General features: G+C 45.9%; 23 protein-coding genes and 2 riboswitches. Of the genes, 2 read left to right on the top strand and 21 right to left on the bottom strand.

Annotated elements, in window-relative coordinates; translation table 11 throughout:
- Positions 1–411: 411 nt before the first annotated feature.
- The 5 genes from DRW41_RS21965 to DRW41_RS21945 all read right to left on the bottom strand — a co-directional run bounded on the left by DRW41_RS21965 (position 412) and on the right by DRW41_RS21945 (position 8,283).
- Positions 412–1,743, bottom strand: coding sequence for an NCS2 family permease (locus tag DRW41_RS21965; RefSeq protein ID WP_115454147.1), 1,332 nt, complete (start codon positions 1,741–1,743; stop codon positions 412–414).
- Between the two features lie 132 nt (positions 1,744–1,875).
- Positions 1,876–1,977: riboswitch (purine riboswitch) on the bottom strand.
- A gap of 99 nt (positions 1,978–2,076) precedes the next feature.
- On the bottom strand, positions 2,077–3,630 hold the full coding sequence (gene guaA, locus DRW41_RS21960) for a glutamine-hydrolyzing GMP synthase (protein WP_115454146.1): 1,554 nt from the start codon (positions 3,628–3,630) through the stop codon (positions 2,077–2,079).
- Positions 3,631–3,753: 123 nt separating this feature from the next.
- A riboswitch (purine riboswitch) is annotated at positions 3,754–3,855 on the bottom strand.
- Between the two features lie 34 nt (positions 3,856–3,889).
- Positions 3,890–6,109 carry a transglutaminase TgpA family protein gene (locus DRW41_RS21955; protein WP_115454145.1) on the bottom strand — a complete coding sequence of 740 codons (2,220 nt, stop codon included), beginning with the start codon at positions 6,107–6,109 and terminating at the stop codon, positions 3,890–3,892.
- Positions 6,106–7,326, bottom strand: coding sequence for a DUF58 domain-containing protein (locus DRW41_RS21950; protein ID WP_115454144.1), 1,221 nt, complete (start codon positions 7,324–7,326; stop codon positions 6,106–6,108). The genes DRW41_RS21955 and DRW41_RS21950 overlap by 4 nt, the downstream gene beginning before the upstream one ends.
- Complete coding sequence (locus DRW41_RS21945) at positions 7,327–8,283, bottom strand: AAA family ATPase (protein ID WP_115454143.1); 957 nt, start codon at positions 8,281–8,283, stop codon at positions 7,327–7,329.
- 201 nt (positions 8,284–8,484) lie between these two features.
- Between DRW41_RS21945 and DRW41_RS21940 the strand changes: the two genes are divergently transcribed.
- Together DRW41_RS21940 and DRW41_RS21935 are read left to right on the top strand one after the other, a co-directional pair.
- Entirely contained in the window at positions 8,485–8,955 is a 471-nt protein-coding gene (locus DRW41_RS21940; protein ID WP_115454142.1) for a GNAT family N-acetyltransferase, read from the top strand.
- Between the two features lie 78 nt (positions 8,956–9,033).
- On the top strand, positions 9,034–9,345 hold the full coding sequence (locus DRW41_RS21935; RefSeq protein WP_115454141.1) for a hypothetical protein: 312 nt from the start codon (positions 9,034–9,036) through the stop codon (positions 9,343–9,345).
- A 59-nt stretch (positions 9,346–9,404) separates the two neighbouring features.
- Here DRW41_RS21935 and DRW41_RS21930 read toward each other — a convergent pair whose 3' ends face one another.
- From DRW41_RS21930 to DRW41_RS21855, 16 genes are all read right to left on the bottom strand, one after another.
- On the bottom strand, positions 9,405–10,781 hold the full coding sequence (locus DRW41_RS21930) for a vWA domain-containing protein (protein ID WP_115454140.1): 1,377 nt from the start codon (positions 10,779–10,781) through the stop codon (positions 9,405–9,407).
- Positions 10,782–10,823: 42 nt separating this feature from the next.
- The gene (locus DRW41_RS21925; protein WP_115454139.1) at positions 10,824–11,408 is read right to left on the bottom strand and encodes a hypothetical protein; all 585 of its coding nucleotides are present in this window, start codon (positions 11,406–11,408) and stop codon (positions 10,824–10,826) included.
- Positions 11,409–11,478: 70 nt separating this feature from the next.
- Complete coding sequence (locus tag DRW41_RS21920) at positions 11,479–11,943, bottom strand: DUF4234 domain-containing protein (RefSeq protein ID WP_115454138.1); 465 nt, start codon at positions 11,941–11,943, stop codon at positions 11,479–11,481.
- Entirely contained in the window at positions 11,934–12,311 is a 378-nt protein-coding gene (locus DRW41_RS21915; RefSeq protein WP_115454137.1) for a hypothetical protein, read from the bottom strand. Before DRW41_RS21915 ends, DRW41_RS21920 begins: the two co-directional genes overlap by 10 nt.
- A gap of 44 nt (positions 12,312–12,355) precedes the next feature.
- Complete coding sequence (locus DRW41_RS21910; RefSeq protein WP_115454136.1) at positions 12,356–13,567, bottom strand: ICP22 family protein; 1,212 nt, start codon at positions 13,565–13,567, stop codon at positions 12,356–12,358.
- 165 nt (positions 13,568–13,732) lie between these two features.
- The gene (locus tag DRW41_RS21905; RefSeq protein ID WP_115454135.1) at positions 13,733–14,422 is read right to left on the bottom strand and encodes a pilus assembly protein TadG-related protein; all 690 of its coding nucleotides are present in this window, start codon (positions 14,420–14,422) and stop codon (positions 13,733–13,735) included.
- Positions 14,419–14,868: a TadE/TadG family type IV pilus assembly protein gene (locus DRW41_RS21900; protein ID WP_245959527.1), complete on the bottom strand. Its 450-nt coding sequence runs from the start codon at positions 14,866–14,868 to the stop codon at positions 14,419–14,421. Before DRW41_RS21900 ends, DRW41_RS21905 begins: the two co-directional genes overlap by 4 nt.
- A complete protein-coding gene (locus DRW41_RS22725; protein WP_142752261.1) occupies positions 14,849–15,547 on the bottom strand; it encodes a hypothetical protein in 699 nt (232 codons plus the stop codon). The genes DRW41_RS21900 and DRW41_RS22725 overlap by 20 nt, the downstream gene beginning before the upstream one ends.
- Before the next feature lie 183 nt (positions 15,548–15,730).
- Positions 15,731–17,173 carry a hypothetical protein gene (locus DRW41_RS21895; protein ID WP_115454134.1) on the bottom strand — a complete coding sequence of 481 codons (1,443 nt, stop codon included), beginning with the start codon at positions 17,171–17,173 and terminating at the stop codon, positions 15,731–15,733.
- Positions 17,174–17,463: 290 nt separating this feature from the next.
- The gene (locus DRW41_RS21890) at positions 17,464–18,849 is read right to left on the bottom strand and encodes a VWA domain-containing protein (protein ID WP_115454133.1); all 1,386 of its coding nucleotides are present in this window, start codon (positions 18,847–18,849) and stop codon (positions 17,464–17,466) included.
- A gap of 66 nt (positions 18,850–18,915) precedes the next feature.
- Entirely contained in the window at positions 18,916–19,137 is a 222-nt protein-coding gene (locus DRW41_RS21885) for a hypothetical protein (protein WP_115454132.1), read from the bottom strand.
- A gap of 19 nt (positions 19,138–19,156) precedes the next feature.
- Entirely contained in the window at positions 19,157–20,098 is a 942-nt protein-coding gene (locus tag DRW41_RS21880) for a type II secretion system F family protein (RefSeq protein WP_115454131.1), read from the bottom strand.
- 2 nt (positions 20,099–20,100) lie between these two features.
- On the bottom strand, positions 20,101–21,030 hold the full coding sequence (locus tag DRW41_RS21875; protein ID WP_245959526.1) for a type II secretion system F family protein: 930 nt from the start codon (positions 21,028–21,030) through the stop codon (positions 20,101–20,103).
- On the bottom strand, positions 21,002–22,378 hold the full coding sequence (locus tag DRW41_RS21870; protein ID WP_115454129.1) for a TadA family conjugal transfer-associated ATPase: 1,377 nt from the start codon (positions 22,376–22,378) through the stop codon (positions 21,002–21,004). The genes DRW41_RS21875 and DRW41_RS21870 overlap by 29 nt, the downstream gene beginning before the upstream one ends.
- A gap of 211 nt (positions 22,379–22,589) precedes the next feature.
- Positions 22,590–23,735: a CpaE/TadZ family protein gene (locus DRW41_RS21860; protein WP_115454127.1), complete on the bottom strand. Its 1,146-nt coding sequence runs from the start codon at positions 23,733–23,735 to the stop codon at positions 22,590–22,592.
- A 53-nt stretch (positions 23,736–23,788) separates the two neighbouring features.
- Complete coding sequence (locus DRW41_RS21855; RefSeq protein ID WP_115454126.1) at positions 23,789–24,601, bottom strand: SAF domain-containing protein; 813 nt, start codon at positions 24,599–24,601, stop codon at positions 23,789–23,791.
- Positions 24,602–24,856: the final 255 nt, after the last annotated feature.

The following is a 24,856-nucleotide window of genomic DNA, read 5'->3' as shown; positions in this document are numbered from 1 at the left end:
ATTATTGTTTGTTGACGCTTGTTTGTTTAGTTTTCAAGGAACAATATTCATTTAAACAACTATTCTAGTATAACATTTTCAAAAGCGCTTTGTCAACAACTTTTTTCAAAATCCTTAACTGCTAAAAAGCTTGTTGATTGAGCAACTTTCTTATTATACCTTGCAACCATTCGAATGTCAATCATTTATTTAAAACAATTTGAAAAAAGGAATGGAAGCTTCGTTGTTCATCTATAATACCACCGCGCCCTTTCTTTCGTCAACCAGATTTATATTTCCAATTTATTCCTACAAATACCCAAACTTCTCCGTTTTTCACTACTTCCTTCTATAATAAGTACAGAACCGTATTGTATGGTTAATCAGGCCATAAAAAAAGGATTGGCTGCAGCAGCCAATCCTTTTTCCCCTCTATTCTGTAAGGAATATAAAATATAGAAGGAAGATGACAAAGAACAAGTACATAATCGGATGGATATCCTTCCGGCGGCCAGCTACAAGCATGGTAATCGGATAGAAGATAAAACCTGCCGCGATTCCCGTTGCAATGCTATAGGATAGCGGCATTGCAATGATTGTCAGGAATGAAGGAACAGCGATTTCAAATCGTTTCCAATCGATATTCCCAATAGATGAAACCATCAGGACACCGACAATGATCAAGGCTGGAGCTGTCACCGGCGCTGTTACGATGGATAGAAGCGGATAAAAGAAGAGCGCAAGGATAAAGCACAATGCGGTAACCAGCGCGGCAAATCCCGACCGGGCACCAGACGCTACCCCGGCACTCGATTCGATGTAGGACGTTGTCGTGGATGTACCAAAAATGGATCCAACCATCGAAGCAATCGAATCGGCAAACAGCGCGCGACCAGCGCGGGGAAGCTTGTTGTCTTTCATAAGGCCGGCCTGGTTCGCGACAGCCACGAGCGTACCAGCGTTATCAAAGAAATCAACGAACAGGAAAGTAAGGATTATACCGAGCATTGCGGCTGTGTAAAACGAACTGTCATTAAAGGAAGAAAACAAAGCTCCGAATGTCGGTTCCATGCTAGGAACCTGATCGACAATTTTCGCAGGCGGATCGATAAGATTAAAGGCAATGCCCGCGATAACAGTAACGATCATTCCGTAGAAGACCGCTCCCTTGACGCCCCTGGTCATCATAATAACAGTAATCAACAGACCGAAGATTGCCAAAAGTGTTTCAGGATTTCCCAAGTGGCCAAGGCCAACGAGTGTTGCTTCATTTTTAACAATGATTTTTGCATTGATTAAACCGACAAATGTGATGAACAATCCGATTCCGGCGCCAACTGCGTATTTAAGTTCAACCGGGATGGCATTAATCAGTTTTTCACGCAGTCCCGAAATGGTCAGCAATAGGAAAAATACACTTGAGATAAATACTGCGGCCAGCGCATGCTGCCATGAAGCTCCGTGGCCAAGGACAACGGAATATGCAAAAAACGCATTCAAGCCCATGCCAGGGGCCAAAGCTATCGGATATTTTCCGATCAGACCCATGATAATCGAACCTACAGCAGCTGCAAGCGCAGTTGCAACAAATACAGCTCCATGGTTCATTCTTACTTCATCAGGAAGCCCATCCACATTGGCGAGTGTTAATGTGAGCGGATTGACCACAAGAATGTAAGCCATCGCCAGGAATGTGGTTAGCCCGCCGATAATTTCACGGCGATAATTAGTACCAAGTTCCTCAAACATAAAGTACTTCTTCATATAAATCCCCCTAGAAAGTTGGTTGGCTTTTCGAAAGCTCTCTCTCTAAATCCAGGAACACAAAAGCGCCCCGGCACGAGTTGCCGGGGCGCTGACATGAAGCATGCATGAATAAACGGACGAAAAAACGCCCTTTATTCTTACATACTTCGTAGTCAAGCTATTTACGGCAGCTCGGTAGAAACTTCTGGGCCATATCCCCAGTATTATACGAAGCAAAATTAAAAATCCACAATTAGTACGTTCTCATTTTAACAGCCGTACGTCTCAACGTCAACAAAAAATACGAACATTCGACGTTTTTTTCTTACAATCGTTCGACAACAAAGCATTTTATTCCCACTCGATTGTAGCAGGCGGCTTGGATGTAATGTCATACACGACTCGGTTCACATGCGGAACCTCATTTACGATCCTTGTTGAAATGGTTTCAAGTACGTCCCATGGAATACGGGCCCAATCCGAGGTCATCCCGTCAATTGAAGTAACTGCCCGGATGCCGATCGTATGGTCGTATGTCCGGGTATCTCCCATGACGCCGACACTGCGGATATCAGGGAGGACAGTGAAGTATTGCCAGATTTCACGCTCAAGTCCCGCATTTCGTACTTCCTCACGCAAAATCGCATCAGATTCACGGACAATCTCCAGCTTGTCCTCAGTGATTTCACCAAGAACACGGATACCAAGGCCAGGTCCCGGGAATGGCTGCCTCCAGACAATTTCATCAGGAATGCCAAGCTCGGTCCCCAATGCCCGGACCTCATCCTTAAAGAGGGTATTAAGCGGCTCGATGAGCTTGAACTGCATATCCTCCGGAAGGCCGCCGACATTATGGTGTGATTTGATTGTTTGCGCTGTTGCTGTCCCACTTTCGATAATATCCGTATAAAGCGTTCCCTGCGCGAGGAATTCAATGCCTTCCAGTTTATGTGATTCATCGTCAAAGACATAAATAAATTCATTGCCGATGATTTTCCGCTTTTTCTCAGGATCTGAAACGCCGCGCAGCTTTTCCATGAAACGTTCCCGGGCGTCCACTTTAATGACATTCATATGGAAACCATCCGCGAAAGTTTTCATAACCTGCTCGGCTTCGCCTTTTCGTAGCAAGCCGTGATCCACGAAGATACAGGTCAGCTGGTCGCCGATCGCTTTATGGATAAGGACCGCCACTACGGAGGAATCAACGCCGCCGCTCAGTGCGCAGAGAACCTTTTTATCGCCTACTGCCGCGCGGATCTTTTCCATTTCAATTTCAATAAAGTTTTCCATCGACCAGTTGCCGCTGCACCCACAAACACCGAGGACAAAGTTTTTCAGCAATTCATTTCCATGGACGGAATGGCGTACTTCCGGATGGAATTGAACTCCATACAGTTTTCTGCCTTCATCGCTCATGGAGGAAATTGGGCATGACGGGCTATCTGCATCCGCCGTAAATCCAGGAGGAACAGCCGTTACGAGGTCGCCGTGGCTCATCCAGACTACCTGGCTTTCCGGCAGCCCCTTGAACAAAGCTGTTTCATTGCCGACCGCGATGGCAGCCTTGCCATACTCCCTGTTCTTTGCCTTTTCGACTGAGCCACCAAAGTGGACAGCCATTAATTGCATGCCATAGCAAATTCCAAGGACAGGAATGCCAAGATCAAAAATTCTTTCATCACAGCGGAACGAATTTTCATCGTACACACTGTTCGGTCCACCGGAGAAAATAATCCCCTTTGGATTCATCGCCTTGATTTCTTCGGCGGTAATGGTGTGCGGATGCAATTCACTATACACGCCAAATTCCCGGATCCTTCTTGTAATCAATTGGTTGTACTGGCTCCCGAAATCGAGAACCACGATCATTTCCTGGTTATGAAGTTCTGTTTTACCAGACAAGTTCTCCACCTCTTTCTCTTAATTAGTATACTCATAAAGCATTTCCCCAATAAAAAAAACCGGACTTGCCCCCTTTTAATATAAAAAGAAGGCAGAATTCCGATTTTTTATGGCAAAAATATCCCACGAAATTGCTGCCTTCATAGTCAGGCCATTTACGGCGGCCCGGTAGAGACTTTCGATCCATATCATCGAGGATATATGAAGGGTAAGTACAGATTCAGTTATTTAATCATTTTATCCGTACGCAAATTTCCGGTCAAGAGATTGTTTTTTTAATTAAATTTTCCCACAATTCTTTTGTTTCCTTCCACGTTCCTTCAGGCATTTCCCTCCTGTATAGGAAATGCTCGTACCTTGATGTCAGCTTTCCCATTTCCCGCGTCGAGAAGAAACTGTCCACATAACCCGCGTAATTACGGAGTGTCTGGCCATCCTGCCTTGGGAGGCCGTACCGCTGCAGCTGCTTTAGGAGGGTTAGATACGCTTTTCCGAATTGCTCATCCTTTTGGGTAAGCTTATATCTGTAAATTAGATAGTACGGAAGCCACCTTCCCCGTTTGCTGTATGCGAACCATACCGCACCGATTAAGGCTGCCACTCCTACTGCAAGCTTTTTCCATTCCTTTTTGAAAAAGAGCGTGAATTTCTTCAAAACGCTTGTTTCCGCTTTTACCTGCTTCGGGATTGAATCGATATCTTCCAGTTTGTTTTGGCGATCCGGATTATTCGGGTCGTTTTGGGAAGAGCCAGGTGAAGCAGGATTGTTGGAAGGGTTGCTTGTCGTTTCATAATCGATTTGTATATTATTCGTAAACCCTTTTGTCGGCTCAAACGGGATCCAACCGAGGTTCGGAAAGTATGCTTCTACCCATGAATGGGCATTATTGTTGGTTATTTCATAAAGCTTTTTCTTCGAATCGCCATCACCAAATGACTTCAATTCGCCATGCGTATAGCCCTTTACCCACCGGGCAGGTATTCCGAGGCTCCTGAGCATGACGACCATCGATGTTGAAAAATTATCGCAGTATCCCGTTTTTGTATCGAACAGGAACTGATCCACATAATCCTCATTATTGCGCGGTACCGCGACATCTTTTTGGTCGTAAGTGAATTCGCTTCGGTCGAAGTAATTCTCGATGGCCCTGGCTTTGTCATACCAGTTCTCTTTTTCCCCAGCGATTTCATTTGCAAGATCCTTTACCCTTGACGGAAGGCTTTCAGGCAGCTGGGTATAACGCTTAATAAATTCCTCATCAGTTCCGCCGTAATCGGAGCCATTGGCCCATCTCAATTCTTCCAATTTAAATGCCGGCTGATCATATACGAAACCATATTTATCGAGCACGGCCGGCTCGTTCCACGGTTCCATCGCCTGGATTTTTTCAGTCGCCGTATTTAGGCGGAAGGAGACTTGCCCCTGCGCCAGGATTTGTTTGACGCCTTGCGGATAGACAAGGTGAGGGTACTCTAAATACATAATAACTTTGGAACCGTATTCCTTTTTCTTCACCTCATCGGGATATCCTTCAAGCGGAACAGGGTCATCGTAGGTAAAACCAACACCGCCATTTACGATTTCAGACAAAATCCACCCTTTCCCGGTATAGACGTCCTTCGTTTCTACTCGCCAATAATGGCGGGTTTCGGCATCCGCCCGGAACACGATTGTATTATCAGGTAAAAACGGGCCGCCAAGCCTGGAATCATTCGCCCCGTAACCAATCCGGGAAACTCCTCCTGTCCCGCTTCCGGCATTTTCATTCAACGATTTTAAAAATGGGACCGGATCTGGCCAAATTGGTTCGGCTTTTGGAGCGGCAAAGCCGACCGCTGTACTGAAAGCGATCATTCCCGCCAGGGCGGCCGCCCATTTCCGTATGTACCATTTTCCCTCACCAGCGGATTCTCTTCCGGAAAGCCGGAAAAACGTAAGCATCCCCATGACCGCGAACCCAGCGACCACTGTCCTGACAATTGCCCCATTCCCTTCATAAGCCGTGAACGTATCCAGGACTGTAATATAGATGATGGTCATTAGGAAAAATAAAAATATTCGGCGCCTGTTCAACAGCCAATAGTGAATAAGATAAACCATTAACCACAAAAGAACAAAGAAAAGAATGGTCCTGAAGACATTTGTAAGCTGCTGGTAATCCTGGCTAAATAAAAGGCCAATGTTTACTTTAATATCAGCAAGCAGGCTGCCCACCCAGCTGAGGCTGAAAAAACTTCCTTCAAAGTAAAATCGGTGAATGGCATATAGGATATAAAAGCTTTTAATGAAGAATTGCAGGGCCCTGCCAAGCTGGAAAATGGATGATGCAAACGCGATGACTAGGAATATGATAAAGACTTCAATATTATCTGTATCTGTCAGTTCATCCAGTGGCCTGAGCCATTCCCAAATGAGCAGGAATCCGAATCCGTAGAGGAGCACAGCGCTTAAATCAAGTTTGTCCATCTTCCCGCTCATCGCAAGCTCACCTCCGAGAATGCCGAATCAAATTGGTTTTCATGCACAAGCATCACCCTGACGCCACGGGTGATTCCCATTGCTTTCAATGCCAATTCCTCGTTTGTCGGGGATTCCCCTTCATCTTTAATCAAGAATACCGTGACCATCCCCTTTTTATGGCCAAGCAAACCGGCTTTTTCAATAAGGGACCTCGTAAGGCTTGATGTGACAATCATCATCGTCATATTTTGGCCCGAATAAAAGGTTTCCGCTTCCAACACAGCCTCAATCGGCACTGCACAGGCTGGCTGCACTTTGGCCAGATGGTAAAAGATTTGCTGCAGCTGGCCTTCTCCTCCCCTTACCGGAAAAGAAGCCCTTTCTTTGCTGACCGATAGAAGCCCGGCCTGGGCTCCTTTTTTCAGGATTGCCCTCGCAATTGAAGCGGTAAAGGAAACGATCGCTTCAAAATGGCGATCCGGCGCGCAGTCCATGACAATCAGGACGTCGTGTGATTGCCTTTGTTCGAATTCCTTTGTCATAATTTCATTGCGCTTAGCTGAAGCTTTCCAATTAATCCAGGAAAAGCGGTCACCCGGCTGGTAGTCACGGACCCCGATTGCCATCGTTGTATCCCGCTGGACCCTTTCCCTGGAAGCGGCGGCTCCCTGGTCATAATGATTTTCAAAAGGGCGGTATAATAATTCCGTGTAAGCCGGATAAACAAGAATCCTGTCTTCCGAATTGGAGTTCGTCTCCCTTTCAATCAAACCTAGAAGGTCTCCGGTCTTGAGCTTTATTGATTGAAACGTATGCTCGCCGCGGGGAAGTTCCTCAATCATATAATCAAATATTAGTTCCTTGGAGAAGCCCGGAAAAAGCAGGGATTTGGTTTGTCCATGAGAAACGGCGTGATTCAACGAGCCGCTTAGCTTCTCCTCCGCAAGCAGATAGAAAAGCGGGAATGCCTTGCCCCTTTTTAAAATGGTTCGTACTTTTAAAGGTTCGCCCGCAACAAATTCATGCTTGGGCAATTGCCTTTCCGCTATAATCCCTTCCTGCACCGGATAAAAAGAAACCGCGAGTGAATAGGCCGCAAAGGGAAGAAAGCTGTAGAACAAAAACCAGCTGACAAATCCCCCTTGGAACATCGCGTAGCTGAACGCAATGGCAATAAGAAGAATAAGGATAACCAGCTTCCATATTTGGTTAATCGCTCGAAATTTTTCTTTCATTTACTTCACAAGCCTTTGAACCGGCACCGGCACCCTGGCGACAATCCGGCTGATAATTTCCTCGGCGGTGATCCCTTCAAATTTAGCCTCCGACTTTAGGATAATCCTGTGGGATAGGACAAACGGAGCCAGATATTGTATATCATCCGGGAGGACAAAGTCGCGGCCGCATATAAAGGCATATGCCTGCGCGGCCTTCATCAATCCGATTGATCCACGCGGGCTTGCGCCAAGGTACACATTTTCATGGACTCGTGTCCGGTTGGAAATATCAACAATATACCTTTTGATGGTATCCTCTACAAAAACATTTTTTATTTCGGATTGAAGGGCCCTTAGCTCTTCAAGGCTGACAACAGGTTCCAGTTCTTCAATTGGAGGGGTTTTCTGGGCCCTATTCAGGACTTCCACTTCTTCATGGACTTCCGGATACCCCATCTTCATTTTAAGCAGGAAGCGGTCGAGCTGGGCTTCCGGAAGTGGATACGTTCCTTCATATTCAATTGGGTTCTGGGTTGCCATGACGAAAAATGGTTTCTCCAGGCGGTGGGTTACCCCGTCAATGGTGACACTGCTCTCCTCCATCCCTTCAAGAAGGGCCGACTGTGTTTTCGGCGATGTCCGGTTTATTTCATCGGCAAGGATAATATTGCCCATAATCGGACCGGGGCGAAATTGGAACTCCATTTCTTTCGGGTTGTAAATCGAAACGCCAGTCACATCCGACGGCAGCAGGTCAGGAGTGAATTGAATCCTCCTGAAAGAGGCGCCAACCGACTTCGCAAGCGCGCGTACCATCATCGTTTTCCCTACACCTGGGACGTCTTCAAGCAAGACATGCCCTTCGGCAAGCAAAGCAACAAGGCTTAATTCCGCAACATTCCTTTTACCAGTCATGACTTTTTCAATATTTGCCAGTATTCTCTCAATATTAAGATTCATAATATCATGCGACATATCCTTCCTCCTGAATTCATAGATTGATGTTTTACAGGCCATATAGTAAGTTTAACATATATAGGATAATTCTATAAATTCTGTCAAATACCTGTATTCTTTACAAATATGTTAGAAACCCCGTCATTATATGACGGAATCGACTGGTAAAAAGTTTCAAATTATTTGAAAAAAGAATGAGGGATTTTTAAGGAGATTAATATGGAACTGATAATAGACAAAATGAATGAGCAATACGCCACCAAGATAGTAAGCTGGAAGTACGAACCCCCCTATGACTTTTACAACAGTTCCGACTCTCCTGAAGGGATAAAGGAGTTAATGGAACACCCTTATTATGCTGTTATAGGTCCGGATGGCTCGCTGACCGGATTTTTCTGTATAGGAGTGTCGGCACAGGTGCCGGCTGGAGAAAAATTTGGAGCTTATTCCGATGGCTTTATCGATTTGGGCCTTGGAATGAAACCCGAATTGACTGGAAAAGGGTTTGGCTTTGCCTTCTTTTTAAGTATCCTGGACCATTTACAAGGGGAACTTCCTGGGGTACCCTTCAGGCTTACAGTTGCGGCATTTAATGATAGGGCAGTCCGCCTTTACCGGAAAGCTGGCTTCCAGGAAGCTATGCGCTTTTACAGGGGGGAAATCGAATTCATTGTCATGGAAAAGGCTTAAGAAAATCCGGCTAGTATGAATCTTTTTTAAAGGCTCGATCGTAAAGAATAGTTAACAAAGAAAAGAGGGGAAATAAAAATGAGAACTTCAACCATCTTAAAATGGATTACCGGCGGCCTTGAGGCACTGCTGGGAATTCCTGTCCTCGGCGGCATAATCATTCTTTCGACAGCCTGGACGCCTTTATTTTTGATGGCCATCCTGCATATTGTCACGATTGTGTTTGCGGTCAGGGAAGATGAAACCAAGGCAGGGAATATTATTGGTTTGATTACTTCGGTAATTGGCTGGATTCCTTTTGTCGGCATGGTCATGCATATGATTTCCGCCGTCGTCATTTTGCTTGATGCCTACAGGGCCAGTACGAAAACCTACCATCAGCATTTTTAAAATAAACCAGGCTGCCCGGCAGCCTGGTTTATTATTTTTATATTCTAGGTCCCCACCCTTTATTTCTGGGAGACATTTTGCTCATAAATACTGTCGATTTGCTTTAAAGTCGTATCCAAATCCTGTTTCGTGGACTGAATGAGTGTTTTCTCCAATTCATCTACAAGCTCGATCTCTTTGTTGAAAAATCCCTTTGCCCGCTCAAAGATTTCATAGTTTTGTTTATTTGTAATTTTGCCCTGGCTATCCAGTTCTACGAGGGAAAACTGGACTAAATACTGTTCTTGGCGAATTTTTGCTCTCCATTCATTCGTCAGTCCATAAATATCCAGCATTTGATTATTAGATTTGGTCAGAGCATTTAACGATTCTTTATTCTTCCAATTAATCCAATCCAATGATTCTTGAATTGATTTTTGGAATTCATTCTGCAGCTGATCCTGGTTTTGAACATTCTTGTATATGCCGCCTGCCGCTTTTGCAATGCTGTGCAGCTGCTCGGCATCTTTGGCATTCACGTCAAACCCGATGATATTCACTACCGGGTCAATTCCGGAAGCCTTCAAGCTTTCCGCGGCTGCCACGGGATTCCCACCGCATGTTTCGATTCCGTCACTGACAATATAAATGATGTTTTTATTCTCCTTGCCTTTGTAGGCTGCAAGGTCATCTTGGGCCGCCTTGATTGCCCCGGCAAGAGGCGTCCACCCAGCTGGTTTGAACTTTCCTAACGCAGTGTCAAGTCCGGATGCATTGAAGGATTGCGGGCTGTAAACCAGCTCATTGGACCCACAGGAAAGCTGTTTATCTTTCTCGGCCCCTGTTCCTTTATGGCCATACACACGGAGGCTGATATTGGCTTCCTTAGGCAGGGATGCGGCAAATTTACGGATTGCTTCCTTGGCCAGCTCCATCCTGGTTTTTAATCCCATTTTATTGGCCATGCTTCCGCTTGAATCGAGAATAACTTCAACATTATATGTCCCTTTTTCTGCAGGAGCATCCTGGGAAGCCGGCGCCGCTCCCACCTGCTGGGCCTTTAACGCTTCCCTCGGGTCCACATAATCGCGTTTATAAAGAGAATAAAGGTACCTGATGAGAGTATCATACTGTTCCTCATCCGCGTTTTCAGGGAACTTCGGGACAGTGCTTAATTCAGCTTTTACCTCATCATCCAGGTCTTTCGTTTCTTTAGCCGAAAATTTACCGGCAGTATACTTGAGGGCTCCTTCAAGATTGGCAGGCAGTTCTGGAGCATCAGAACTAAACGTGCTGCTTCTTTCATCTGGCTGCTGTTTGGGAGTTTCTTTTCCCTCAGCTTTTACCGCCTGTTCTTCCTTGGCGGGTTTTTTGGCTGCTTCCTTATCCTGCTGACAGCCAGCCATCAATGCGAAGCAAAACATGAACACAACTAATTTACCGTAGTGTTTGCTCATCAAATTCCCCCAACAAACGAATAAACCTTCGATCGGTAGATTCTACCTGTCGAAGGCTTCGTATTTTTTTTCGATGGCCACAAGCTGGAAGCGGGCGTGAATGAAGCCCACGACAATGAGCGCAACTATGAATATGATAGGGGCTGCGATATGTGCGCCAATTGTCTGGGTGGAAATATAGCCAATCATTGCTCCTCCACCGCTTCCGATGAATCCGATCAAGATGATCATTTTGCCTAATTTAGTCTTTGGAGAATGAAGTTCATCCAAATATCTTTCGGCAAATTTATGGCTTAATACAATCGCTATCAGCATTAGTAACAGCAATAGTATACAAGGAAGGAATTTGCCGTACGCCCTGGAGATGGTCAGCGCCATGAATATCATCGCGGAATCGATGAATAGCATCATGACTCCAAGACGCCAGTTCAAATAATATTGGAGGTTCTTCACTTTGGTGATTACAGAGGCAGCGACCAACACCAAACTGGCGATGAGGCCAACTATTACAGCAGTATCACTTTTCTCCGGATAGAACATAAAGGAAAAAATTGTTATGAGAGGGAGGATTACAGATGGGATGACATTGTTCGCAAGCGGGTCCTCCCAATACGGTCCTAAATTCATTTCGTCACCTCCAGAAATAGTCACTTCCAGCTCTTTCAAGTTACTGGTTTTTTTGAAAATATTTTATTCATTATTCCATCTTGTTGATTTTATACTGCAAGTACCAAATGGTTAGAAAAAATGTCAAGATGCCATTAATTGATTCATCCTCCATCTTTTCCAAAAGCACTTCTCTTATTCTAAAAGAATACCAGATTATGCACGAAACCCCAAAGACAGTAATTAAGTTATCGATATACTCATAAAGCATGATGGCAATTTCATTTAGGAAGAACGGTCCAATCGTAAAAACCAGCGCGGAAACTGAATACAAAATCAATACGAGCCACGGAACCCATTTATGTATGATTTTTTTCCCCGCAAGCCTATTCACCTCATCCCTCCTTTTAAGCAGCCAGTAAGGGTAATAAATTCCTAAGGTCAATATGCTTAAGAGAACGGTCAGCCAGACTGGAGCCATGCGGATACTAGGCCTTAAGAAACTCCCTTGATAAAGGGCTTCGTCTTCCACCGATGGATGGGTATTTAATGCCATGCACTGGCCCCCTCTCGTTTCCTTTTCCTGCTTTTAAAAATCAAGGCACCCAGGTTGCTGAACATAATGGCCAATAAGAGGGAGAGGCCAAAGATGTCTGGGGTGAAAATCATATCCCCCGCCACGAGAAGGACCATGAAAAAATAATTGAACAAACATACCACAGCGCCCGTAATCGTGGCTGCCATATAAGGGCCAGATTCCCAAGCCCAGGCACTGAGGAGCCCGGCGGCTATATACGTAACCGCCAGGCACACCATTACCCCAAAAAGATTATTTAAAAACGGAAGATAAAACGTAACATAGCCAAAACCAGCTGAAAGGAATATTCCTGTACAAATCGCGATAAACAACCTAGATAAAACCATAAAAAACCTCCTGAACTGCGTAGGGTGTTGGAGCAGGGCTGCAATTAACCACCAAACCAGCCCTTCACCACCGACCAGCCTTTTTTCGCCAAGGAAACCCCTTTGTCCAATCCTTTTTTCACATTTGTTCGGACAAAATCCTTCACTTTTCTGCCCACATTTGTTTCAAGCGCAAATCCTATGGCTATTCCTGCAAAGGCACCAATAATCGTTCCCACAACGGGCACCGAAGAACCAATCGCCGCACCAGCAATCATGGTTCCTATGGCGGAACCCGCTGCGGCTGCACCGACGCTGAAAGCAGTTTCCGTAACGGCTGTTGCTACAAAATCGGTATTTCCAAAGCCATGCTGCTTATAGGCACCATAGATGGCAAAACCACTGTTGATTGCCCATCCGCCCCCTTTAGCAAGCCTGTGCTTAAAAGCGGACCCCGGGTTTACATAATGGTTGTTTGGCGGAAGCACCCTCAATTCTTTCTTCCCTGGCAGCAGATTAAAAGTCTTTTTGACAGAGGCATCCTTCACCTTTTTGCCGTTTCGTCCTATTTCCATCAGGAAATTCTGAACAGGCACGGTCGCTTTTTTATACCAGGGGGCATTGGCTGGCACCGTCAGTTTTTTCGTTCCGGTTGCTAGGTAGTTTGTCGTTTGACCGGTCGCACCGTCTATGACTCTAAGCAAACGATGGCCATTTTGATAAGCTAATAAACTGGTTGCCGATGTGAAACCGATTCCTGCAATTTTACCGGCATAAAATTGCCAGCCCAGTAGTTTGCTCTGTTGGTAGGGGCTGTTGGGACCAAATTCAGGTATTCCTGGGGCTCCTGGTTCCTGGCCGGGAGCCCCTGGCCCGTTCCCTTCAGGATTGTCGCCATTTTGCCCAGGCGTCCACGGGCCTGTGTTTCCATCCGGAGTCCCGTTAGGATTGTTTGGATCGTTGCCATTCGTTCCCGTTCCTCCAGGATTGTTTGGATCCTGGCCACCTGGTCCGGTTCCTCCAGGATAGTTTGAATTCTGGCTACCCGGTCCGGTTCCTCCAGGATTTTCCCCTGAATTACCTTCCCATGATTCGCCTTCCCATGTCTCCCCTTCCCAAGTTTCCCCTTCCCACGGGTTTCCTTCCCAGGGGGTGCCTTCCCAAGGGTTCCCCTTCCAAGGCTTCACTTCAGCAAAAGTAGCCACCGGCATCATTCCAATAGCCCAAATTAAGCAAATGGACAATACAGCAACAGTCCGTCTCAGGCGTTTGTACACACCACAACCTCCAATCCTTCTCTATATTTTATTGGGCTAAAATGTCTGGCTGTCCATATATGCAGGAAAAAGCTTGATACGTTGGAGAATCAAGCTTCCTCATTTCTTCTTGGCTGAATTTGATTCAAGTTATTTTTCCGATTTATATGGCCTCTGGCACACCTTTTAATCAATTGAGGCTTCATATCCTTCGTATCCAGAGAATTTTTCAAGAAATTTCACTTCAGGGCCAGCTGATTCCTGAAAAAGCTTTTCGTTTAAATCACCAAAAAACTTCCCATAAGCCGTTCCTTCCACGGTATTGGATGCTTTTACATGGATTTGATTATCCTTGATGAAAAGCTTAGCCTCCGAGGTATTTCCCCCATTGGCCAGTATAGTTTCCCTGGCGGCATCTTCCATTTCCCTTAAGGCATATGGCAGTTCTGCTTCAATTTTTGGTTTCAGGAAAATTCTCCCTTGCGGCTTATCCAGTTCCTCTGTTACGACCTGGTCAATCGCTTCAAGACGGATTTCATTGTCGCTGAATTTTGAAAAGCGCGGGTCACTGTTCAAATCCATTATTCTTTTATCGACTTTTTCTTCGATCGTTTCTAAAATAACAGGCACTGGCACAGGCACTGGCGCTGGCACATCCGAATGATCCTTGATTTTTTCCCAAATCCTGTTGTAGAGGACAGAGGTTGCGGCGAGGCTTGCCTGCTGTGAAGTCGTGTTAGCCTGTTCCTTTACGGCAAAAACCTGGGCAAGGTTGAGGACAAAAACAAACATGATCATCATGATCCCAATCATCCCCATGAGGAAAAGGGCTGTATTGCCGTCCTCCTGCCTGAGCAGCTCTTTTACCCTACTCATTTGATCACCCGGCCTGTGGCTTCAGTTGTATAGGTGACAGAAGGAGTAGTGCCGCCAAACAACTTCTCTGGAAGGAACACGAGCCTAATATCGACATTCACCTTGGCAGTGAATTTCGGATCATAATCTCCCGTTCCTTCAATTGGCGCTCCCGCAAGGCTCAAATACCCGCTCGCCGTCGAGACGATGTTCTCGGCCGCTTTGCTCGCTTCCAGCGCATCTTCTGTAATGGAATAGACTTTAGCCGCTTCATTGACTGCCGATTGCGCAACAACTACCCCATGAACGCCGACAATCATCTGCCACATAACCGATAGGACGATAATGACAATCGGCAATATCCCGAGGAACTCAATGGTTGACGATCCCCTATCTTCTTTAAGTATGCTGGCTGCCCGGCTTGAACAAATCGATTCTCTGATGACGCTAGCGAACTTCAGGAGCAAGTTGATGCCCCTCCTTCCAGGACAGATAGTAGAAAGCTATCCAAATGCTGAGGAATGGAAAAAAGACGAGGTTCAACAGCATTTGCACAGTAATCTGGGCGAGCAGCGAGGCAGTGACTGAATAAATGACATACATTCCGATCCATCCTATGATGATTTCCACTAGAGAAATAAACAAAATAATGGAAAGCAGCGGGAAGAATTTCTTCTTCGCAAAAGTGAAAGAAGGCTTTATCGATTTCCAGATTGACTTGCCGCTCATAACAGATTCATAGGGGGCCGTAAAAAAGAAAACCAGCAGGATAAGGCCCGGAATGATAAAGAACATAGTCCCTACCGTTGCAGCTAAAGAAACAGCGATGGCAAACAAGAAAATGGAAAAGGCGGTAGTAAAGAATGCATAATAAATATTCCTATACTTATAATCTCCCTCCTCAGCATAGCTCTTGACCATCTCGATGAACGGAACTTGAGCAATCATCAGGACTGAAAAAGTGAGGAAGATGTAATAAAAATCGGCAATCGCAGACGTAAATTCGTCAAATACAAAAAAGTAAACAATATTATTTAAAAACCAAATGCCCAGCAATAGCGGCAGGACGATGGTGAGGGAGAGCAGCAGTACTCCCTCGAACCTCCCCGTGTATAACCTGAAAGCATCTCTGAATGAAAGAAACATCTTAATCCTTCTCCTCAATTGCCGCATTCTTGTCTTTAAAGTTCTTGTTGCCCAGCTTCTTCTGAAGCATTTTTTCTTGTTTGAACATTTGGGGACACATGTATGCGTAACCTTTCTAGGAACCTTTTATTTTTTCTGCCGAATCAGGCAATATAAATTCTTGCATTGTTTTCTCCATGGAGGTCAGGAGAAAAAGCCTTTCAATTTCTTCAATCCGCTTTTTACTCTATTCGCCAGATTTCCAGGGGCATTTTTAATCGTAGGCCAGTGTTTCACTAAGGTCCCTCCCGCCCACAGGGCAGCCCCGGAAGAAATCAATGCGCCACCAACGACCTGTCCGCCAGGAAACATGGCAATACCGGTCCCTACAGTCCTCAGAAGTTCACCTGAACTCTGGTTTAAACTGGAATTGGCCTTTAATTTTTCTGCGGAATTTTTCGCTTTGTGTAAATCCCAAATGTTTCTTCCTGTATCGATTCCGGAAAATCCCGCCCCTACAGCCGCAGAGACAACATTCAGCCTTCCTAAAGGCGCTAGATTCTTAAATTGAGCTGCTTTATTAAAAGCTTGTTGTCCCGCCGTTAGAATTTGTCCCCTTATTGTTGCTAGGTCGGTGCCCTTGAAATTATTGATGGCATCCTGAGGGTTCGCTAATCCGAGCGCAACTTTGTTTAGTCCGACTCCATAAGCTGTATTTGCATTATTTAAGTTATTTTTATAATCCAAGAAAGTCTTTGGCACATCAAGCCCCGCTGGCCCCACTTCGAGAAGGTCTATATCTTTGGCGGAAAATTTATAGGAGGCTTTTAATAGTTCCAGATAAAATTCCTTTGATTGGGGACTCCATTTCTTTAGATTTGAAAAATTGATTTGTTGTTCCTTCATGAGTGAATAAGAGCCAGTCCCGACGTCCTTCATGCCAAATTTGAACCAGTCATACCCACTGTATTTGGAAGGGCCTTCACCATTCTTACCTGGTGGATTTGGCAATGTATATGGCATGAATCCGCCATTATTCGGAATCACATAAGGAATAGGAACATTTCCTTTGTTGGCTCCGCCGGGATTGTTCGGAGTCACATTCCAGCTGTTTCCGGACCAACCGCCGCCAATCACAGGGATATTGCCTTGCCACCCATTCGAGGTCCAGCCATTAGCTGTCCACCCGTTAGCGGTCCAGCCGTTTGCAGTCCAGCCATTAGCCGCCCAACTGTCACCATTCCATCCGTTTGCATTCCAGCCATTAGCCGCCCAGCTGTCAGCAGTCCATCCATTCGCATTCCAGCCATTAGCCGCCCAGCTGTCAGCAGTCCATCCATTTGCGTTCCAGCCGTTAGCTGTCCAGCCCTCTGCAGACCATGGATCAAGATACCATGGGATACTGGACCAATCTGTACCAGACCAAGGGTTTCCAGGATCCGTTAAATCTCCTGTCCATGAATTCCCTTTTGTACCTTGCCCTTCCCACGGGTCACCTTCCCATTTCAGTTTGTTTCCACTCCATGGGTTCCCTTCCCATGAGTCCCCTGTCCAAGGATTCCCGCTCCACGGTTTGATGGTGGCCGCCAGAACCGGAATGGAGAACGATTGAAAGAGCACGAAAGCAATCGCAAAAATGGCAGCCATTCTACTAATTAACTTTTTTTGCACTGTCCTCCCCACTTTCCCCACATATGCAGCAAATACCTGGAAGTCCTCACTCATGTGTTTTTTTAAAACACGAATAATCCGTCTGAATTCTAATTGCAAGACTCAAAAATAAACCAACATGCTTCCTTCCCGATCATTTCCTTTGTGGAACCGTAGCCTGAATCATCCAGCGGGGGAGGGAAGGCAGAAAAGGATTGGAAAGGAACGATGTGGCCATGCCAGTCACTTTGGTATACCGCCACATCGAAATCCTGATTGTCAGTATTCTAATTTTGAGTGCTAGAATTATATTTTTCATTAATCTGTTTCTTCAGCTCTTCTATACTCTTAAGATTGAGCGCCTTAAGAGTCTCATTGATTTCATCCTGAGCCTTTTGCACGAGTTCGTCCTGCTTAAAACTAATCCCTCTCAATTTTTCCATCTGGTTATGAGTAATTTTCTTTTCATCCTTAAGAATATAAAGGGCATGGTTCACGTTCAGCCTTTGGCTATCCTGTTTATAGCCCCAATCGTTGGAAAAGCCTAAAATATCGAAATTGTTGTCAACCCTTTGAGCATCCGCATCCCTTAATGAATCGTGCTTCCATTCCTCCCATCTTTTGAGGACCTCCTGCGCACGTTCAAACTCTTGTTCGAGTTGCTCCTGGCTATTGACTGTTGTATAGATGCCATTCGCGCTTTTCGCTACTTCTTTCAGCTGCTGCTGGGCTTTTTGATCAGCTTCAAATCCGATGACGTTGATAATGGGGGAGATATTCGAATCCGCGAAGGATTTTGCGACTGCCACAGGATCGCCATCACATGTTTCAATGCCGTCTGACACCAAATAAATCAGGTTTGTGTTTGTTTTGGCATCGAATTTTCCAAAAGCTTGCTTGGATGATTCAAGAGAATCCGCTACAGGCGTCCAGCCGCTAGGCTTGAATTTATCCAAAGCTGCCGAGAATTTTCCTGCATCGTATTTTGAAAACCCATAGACATGTTCGATTGCTCCGCAAGAAGCCGCTTTATCCGAATCGCTTCCTGTACCTTTATGGCCGTATACCCTTAGTGAAACATTGGCTTCCTCAGGCAGGCTGGAAAGGAAATTTGTGATTGCTTCCTTGGCAAGTTCCATCCGCGTCTTTCCGCCAATTTTTTGGGCCATACTCCCGCTTGAATCCAGAATTACTTCTACATTATAGTTTTCTTTAAATTGAAACTTAGAATTCGGCATATCAGGATTCCCCGAAGCGGAAAATTCCCATTTGTTGATCAAGTCCTGCGGATTGTCAAAGTCTTCAGCCACCAAGGAATAAACATACTGAAAATATTTCTGATAATCTTCCTCCGCCGCATCTTCTTTAAGCGGAGGAAGATCCTTAATTTCTTTAATTACCTCAGCTTCAACTTCATCCGACAGGACTTCCTTCGTGGCAAATTTGCCTGCTGGCTGATGTATCAGCTCGGCAGTCGTTTCTGGAACCTTGGGCAAGTCTGCAAAGAATGAGTCTGTTTCTTTCCCGACTGCTACATCCTCATCCTGTTTGCTGGAATTTTTGGTCTCTTGCCCGGCAGGCTTTTCTTTTTTTGTTACGTTATCTTCTTTCTCAACACATCCAGTTAATGATATAGATGCACCGATGAGAATCAGCATCAACAACTTTTTCACTATTTAGAACTCCTTTTTGGAACTTATCAAAGTTACTTGTTAGTAAACCACTAGTTCCACAGTGGCTTATCTTCCACCGCCAATTTGATCAATCATGCCTGTGAATTTCTTCAGAACAGATTTGCCGAATTCTTTATCTTCTCCAAATGCCGTTGAAATAAGCCCGACCACGATGACGACAACCGCTGCGATTCCAATCCATTCCAATGTCTGGGAACCGCGCTCATTGCGCACCATGCTGTCAAGCTTCGTTGTTGCCGCTACGTACCATTGTGTAAGTTTTTTCATTTTCATTACCTCCATATAATTAAAAATTAAATAATTTAAAAATACTGTTTTCTCCATAAATCAAGTTCAAAAGCATCAGGCCCGCTATCATTAAAATGGAGACAGGCGCTACAAGAAATGTGGTAACCAAAGTTACCTTCGGGGATGCTTTGGCAGCTAGCTCCTTCACTTGCTCTTCCCGAAGCTGCCTCATGTCCTCCGCTTGAACCTTAAAGGTCGTCGCAATCGGCACTCCGAGTTTCAACCCCTGCAAAAGCGACTTAATCAGCCCTTGAAATTCTTGATTGTCGTTTCTTTCAAGCAGATTGCGGTAGGCGGTTTCCCTTGGAACGCCAAGATCGATTTCATAATTGAACCGCGAAAACTCTTCCCTTAAAGGTCCGTCGAAGAAACGGATCACCTCCCTTAAAGCTTGATCCAGGCTGACGCCCGCTTGAAGGCTGGTACTAATGGTGTCCAGGAAATCCGGCAAATCCCTTCGGAGTGCTTCTTGCCTTTTTTTCGCCTGCTGGCGAATGATAATGATTGGCAAGAAATACCCAAGGAGCGGATTGAAAATAACCGCATACTGAGAAAACGGAAGTCCAATAATTAAGGAAATCATTCCGGCAAAAAACCCAACAACGAGCAGGAATAACTTCAATCCTTGAAAACGTTCGACTGTAAGCTGATACGGATTGCCCGACTTACGGAGCCACTCCGCCACATCGGCATTCTCGCTGAAAAAGTTGATTCGCTGGCCCAGGTCAGAAAATTCATCAGCGTATTTCGTCATCTTCTGGAACCAGACCGCCCGCCTGCTTTTCTTCTTCGCCTTCTTTTCGAAGGCATCTGTGTATGTGACGTCTGAAATGTGTTCAATCAGCACTCTTTTCTCCCGGATGTACAAGGAGAAGTGGCGGATTGAGAGTCCAAACATGAGCCAAAACAGAATGACCGCTAATATGATGTATGCATCCATAATTACACCCTAATGTTCGTGATTTTTCTGATCAGGACAAAGGAGATCAAAAGCCCTGTCAGAAAGAGGACTAAGATGATCAATCCCGGCCCAGTCCAAAGGGGATCCGTGAAACCTTCAATGATGTTGTTCATCATGAGCAGGATGAAAACGGGCATCGCCGGAATGATGAGCGAGATATAGCGCTGCTCCGAGGTCATTGTTTTGATGGTCTGTGTCAGTACTTTACGATCTTCAAGCGTATGTCCCATTGATTCTAGCGTCGCTGCCAGGTTTCCGCCTGTCTTTTTCTGAATCAGGATTGTGGCGATGAAAAGCTGGAATTCCCTTGACTTGTTCCGCTTTTGGACACTCCTTAATGCTGTTTCAATCGGAACGCCCAGTTTAAGCTCGTTCACAATCCTGCTAAATTCCGGTCCGGCAGGCGCGGGTACTTCCCTGGCCACTATTTCAAGCCCCTGGTTGATAGTCAGGCCTGACCTCGCTGCATTGCCGAGCAAACGGCAGATTTCTGCAAGTTGCTCGTTGAAGCGCTCTTCATATTTATTTTTCCTAATGAAAAACAGCAAGTAATGAGCAATGTATAAAACCAGCAGTGAAACAAGCATACTGACAAACGGCGGCACGTTGAAGACGTTGAAAAGCAAGACAAACAGGGCAAGGAAACCTAGGATGTGAACACCAACATATTCCGATGGGAGCAGGGCCACATTGGCGTTCTGCAGTTTCTGCGCAAGCGGCTCGGCCGATTGGGACCGGTCGAACTTGTCACCGAGTACACTGATTTTGCTTTTCCTTCTCTCTTCAGGAAACCACTGATTGACCCGTTGTTTCCATTCCCTTTGCTGGGAGCGGTAGCCTAGAAAGAAGTAACTCCCCCATAGTCCAAGCAGGACGGCAACGCTATAAAGTATAGCTATGCTTGTGGCCAAGGCCTGCACCTCCTTTCGGATCAAACATGCTGTCATCAAGATTGATTCCGTAAACACGAAGCTTATCCAGGCATCTAGGGCGAATACCGGTAGCAGTATGGATTCCGAGCACTTTGCCCCCTTCCCCAATTCCTGTTCTCCTAAATTCAAAAATTGGGAGGACCTCGACTTTTCCCGCCTCATTTACAAAGACTTCCGCGATATTCGTAATTCTTCGGGAACCATCGCTCAAACGTTCTGCCTGGATAATGAAATCAAGCGCACCGACAATGTATTCACGAATGATATGTATTGGCAGGTCCATCCCAGCCATGACGACCATCCCTTCGACACGGTTGATGGCATCCTGTGGCGAGTTGGCATGGACAGTGGTCAATGAACCTTCATGTCCAGTGTTCATTGCCTGAAGCATGTCGAAGGCTTCCGGGCCGCGAACCTCCCCGACGATGATACGATCCGGCCTCATCCGCAAGGCGTTTTTGACCAGTTGGCGTATTGTCACTTCCCCGGTGCCCTCCACGTTCGGAGGGCGGGCCTCCATCCCTACCACGCTTGCGCGATTGAGCCGAAGCTCTGCGGAATCTTCAATCGTGATAACACGTTCATGAACGGGAATGGCTTTTGCCACTGCATTCAGCAGGGTGGTTTTTCCGCTTCCTGTTCCTCCTGAAATCAAAATGCTCATTTTCGCTTCCACAATGGCCTGCAGGAAAATCGACATCTCTTCAGTAAATGATCCAAAATCCATTAAATCCTTCATTTCAAAAGGCGTTTTCCGGAATTTCCGGATCGAAATCAGCGTACCGTTCAGGCTGATGGGAGGGATGACCGCATTGACACGGCTTCCGTCTGGCAGCCTGGCGTCAACCATCGGAGAGCTTTCATCGACACGGCGCCCAAGCGGAGCTACCACCCGATCGATGATATGCCGTACATGGGATTCATCGCGAAAGGATATATCCGACCTCTCGAGCCGCCCTTTCCTCTCAATGAAAACTTCCTTTGGGCCATTCACCAAAATCTCGGTAATGCTGTCGTCATTCAAAAGAGCTTCAAGCGGGCCAAAGCCGACGCTTTCATCAATCAGGCGCGACAGCAATGTCTCCTTTTCGTGGCGGGGGATGACGACCTTTTCCTCAGCCATGAATTGGTTAATCAGCCGTTCAATCTGAAGGCGTTTTTCCCCTTCCGTCAGGCTTGTTAAATGTTCTAAGTTGGTTTCAGTCAAAAGCCTCGTCTTGTAATGCTCTACCAATTCGTCGATATAAGGATTCACATAGGATTCAACGACTTCCGGTACCGCCTCAAGCTTTGGCTTGGCTGTAGTTTTTCTTTGGAAAAGCGACATCATCACACCTCCTTAACAAAATGCGGAAGCGCCTTGGGCAGCCCCGACCAGCATAAGACGGGGCCCGCAGGACACTGAATGGGCATCCCTGAATTCGCCCACGCACGAAGGAAATGCGGGCATTTCCGAGGACGGGCCTGCCCTCCGGAGGGAACCGGCTTATGACCTCGAGGGGCTAGGCGCTGTAGCTGGATTAAAAAGTCATTTTCCTTTATTTCAACATGGAAACGACCCATTTTTGTACATCCTTTGCTGCTGGGATCAACTTCTTCTCTTTTGGTTCCTTCCGGACAGGTTTCCCTTGATTCACCGCAGCCTGCACACCCTTAAGGTCGCGGCGAACCTCTGCGCGGACAGGATATTTCACAAACCTTTCGATGTCTTTCTTGGAGAGCTCGTTTTCCTTCCCTGTTTCATTAAGGATGATTTCCAACCTATCCTCTGTGACAATGCCGAGCCGCTGGAACAATTCCTCCACGTGCTTAAGCACTTTGATGGAAGGGGTATTCAAATTCATGACATAAAAGATTCTATCCGCTTCTGTCAACACGGCGTAACTTCGTTCATCCATAGCCGACGGGATGTCGACAATAATGAAGTCGTAACTTCTGCGGCAGGCCCTGAGCAGGCGGGTAATATATTCTTCATCCACGGACTCTGCCAGTTCGGCATCCTTAGGGCTAATCAAGATTTCCAACTTAGAGAAGCCTTCTTTCTCCGAGACATTGCGGATATGGTGTTCGTTGATCTCGTGAATGACCGGCTTCAGATCAATGAGTGAGCGATTGCTGTCAATTCCCAAAAAGGTCTCTGCACCGCCGTATTGCAAGTTCAAATCAATATAAATGACTTGGGCGGTTGATTCTAATTTCAAGGTCTGGGCAAACGCGGTGCTAAGGAAGGTCTTTCCGCTTCCGCCTTTTCCGCTGTAAAAGGCAAGCACCTGTCCCCTCCCCCGTTTAAAGCTTCCCGCCGAAACAGCAGCTTCTGACTTCGTCCTTGTCTGGGCAGCCAGGCTCTGAACCCGATCTGTCAGGACATTGATTTCGTCTGGAATGACGAGGTAATCCATGGCGCCTGCCCGTGTGACATCACGCAGCAATTGAAAATCCTGCAGGTCATGTATGAATAAAATGGACACCGCCGGAAACTCCTTTATTAAAGAGTGAATTAAGTCCACTGGCGACTCAAAGCCATTTTTTAACACAATCGCGATTTGCGGTTCGTGCCTTTTCAATTCCGCCAGATAATTTTGAGCTTCGATAAAAACAAGTTCAAATTCCGCCAACGCTTCTTTCACTGTATTGTATAAGCCATTCTCTTCTCCGATAATGAACAGCTTTGTTTCTTTACTCATACCGTCTCCTCCGTCACATGCTTATCTATGAATATAGAACCACCTTATTCCCCTTAAGTTCCGGGAGGCTTCTCGCCAGTTGCGGGTTTTTCCTTTGAAGGAGGGTTATTCCCGGCAGGCTGGGCCGGTTTGGCTGCAGGCTTTTGCTGCTGGGCAGGAGGCTTCTGCTGTACCGCCGGCGGTTTAGCCGGGACCTGAATCGTATCTTTGCCATCCGTCGGTTTTTCCCCTTGGGTTGCGCCTTGATTCATTTCTTCTTTGCCTACATTCGCTTTGACGATTCGTACGCTGTCCGAGTAATTTTGCATATGTATCAGTTCAGGAGCTTTTTCAAGCGGCACCTCGACCTGTACCCCTTGGAACTCATTCTTCCGTTTCGCAACACGAGCCACCTTGACGTCCTTCATGAAAATTTCCGTCTTTTCCTCACTGTCAAACTTATGAGAAACGATTATGTCCACCCGATCCAAAGCCTCAAGAGGTTCATCGAAAAAGACCCTATCCGAGCTCATGAGAGTTATTAATCTATTATTTTCCTCCACAACCGCCGAGGCTTGCTTCAGGACGTTTTTCGTAATGATGTCCCCTTTGGACAAAGGCACCACAGACACCTTATTTTGCAATTCCCTAACATCCACAACATGATAGCTTCGAAGGTACTTTCGCGGGATTTCTTCCTTCTTAACGTTGTTTGGAGTAATGAGCGTCCTTGAGCTAATGTCTTCCCTCGCCACGAATACCTCGGCCATGGTTCCAAGATCCGAATTTAGCGCCTGGACTTTCTTCAATACAAGGAATCCAGCAATCAAGGCCAATAATAAGGCTAATACAAAAAATATAATCGCTCTTCTCTTAGACTCTAACATTCTGCATCTTCTCTCCTACCCTAGGGTTCTTTTTTCTCATTTTATAAAAATTGGATATATTTACCTCTCTTATTTACCGCCATTTCAACGCGGACAAACATAAATTCAACTGTTTTTTTTAATTTCCATTATTAATTTAGTAACATCTGTTCACAAAGCTGTCAATTTTACCCCTTTTACGCTGAAGAACGCCTATGATTATTGAACTAGATAAAAAAACATCCCACACGAAAAAACGGGATGATACTCCTAGTG

This window comes from Neobacillus piezotolerans (assembly GCF_003362805.1).
GTDB classification, from domain to species: Bacteria; Bacillota; Bacilli; order Bacillales; family Cytobacillaceae; genus Bacillus_D; species Bacillus_D piezotolerans.
The sequence above is the reverse complement of the archived record's forward strand: the minus strand, read 5'-3'. Positions and strand labels throughout refer to the sequence as shown.

Coding starts and splice junctions, on each gene's coding strand:
- DRW41_RS21965 (WP_115454147.1), bottom strand. CDS start 1,743: ATGAAGAAGTACTTTATGTTTGAGGAACTTGGTACTAATTATCGCCGT.
- DRW41_RS21955 (WP_115454145.1), bottom strand. CDS start 6,109: ATGAGCGGGAAGATGGACAAACTTGATTTAAGCGCTGTGCTCCTCTAC.
- DRW41_RS21950 (WP_115454144.1), bottom strand. CDS start 7,326: ATGAAAGAAAAATTTCGAGCGATTAACCAAATATGGAAGCTGGTTATC.
- DRW41_RS21945 (WP_115454143.1), bottom strand. CDS start 8,283: ATGTCGCATGATATTATGAATCTTAATATTGAGAGAATACTGGCAAAT.
- DRW41_RS21940 (WP_115454142.1), top strand. CDS start 8,485: ATGGAACTGATAATAGACAAAATGAATGAGCAATACGCCACCAAGATA.
- DRW41_RS21935 (WP_115454141.1), top strand. CDS start 9,034: ATGAGAACTTCAACCATCTTAAAATGGATTACCGGCGGCCTTGAGGCA.
- DRW41_RS21930 (WP_115454140.1), bottom strand. CDS start 10,781: ATGAGCAAACACTACGGTAAATTAGTTGTGTTCATGTTTTGCTTCGCA.
- DRW41_RS21925 (WP_115454139.1), bottom strand. CDS start 11,408: ATGAATTTAGGACCGTATTGGGAGGACCCGCTTGCGAACAATGTCATC.
- DRW41_RS21920 (WP_115454138.1), bottom strand. CDS start 11,943: ATGGCATTAAATACCCATCCATCGGTGGAAGACGAAGCCCTTTATCAA.
- DRW41_RS21915 (WP_115454137.1), bottom strand. CDS start 12,311: ATGGTTTTATCTAGGTTGTTTATCGCGATTTGTACAGGAATATTCCTT.
- DRW41_RS21905 (WP_115454135.1), bottom strand. CDS start 14,422: ATGAGTAGGGTAAAAGAGCTGCTCAGGCAGGAGGACGGCAATACAGCC.
- DRW41_RS22725 (WP_142752261.1), bottom strand. CDS start 15,547: ATGTTTCTTTCATTCAGAGATGCTTTCAGGTTATACACGGGGAGGTTC.
- DRW41_RS21895 (WP_115454134.1), bottom strand. CDS start 17,173: ATGGCTGCCATTTTTGCGATTGCTTTCGTGCTCTTTCAATCGTTCTCC.
- DRW41_RS21885 (WP_115454132.1), bottom strand. CDS start 19,137: ATGAAAAAACTTACACAATGGTACGTAGCGGCAACAACGAAGCTTGAC.
- DRW41_RS21880 (WP_115454131.1), bottom strand. CDS start 20,098: ATGGATGCATACATCATATTAGCGGTCATTCTGTTTTGGCTCATGTTT.
- DRW41_RS21870 (WP_115454129.1), bottom strand. CDS start 22,378: ATGTCGCTTTTCCAAAGAAAAACTACAGCCAAGCCAAAGCTTGAGGCG.
- DRW41_RS21860 (WP_115454127.1), bottom strand. CDS start 23,735: ATGAGTAAAGAAACAAAGCTGTTCATTATCGGAGAAGAGAATGGCTTA.
- DRW41_RS21855 (WP_115454126.1), bottom strand. CDS start 24,601: ATGTTAGAGTCTAAGAGAAGAGCGATTATATTTTTTGTATTAGCCTTA.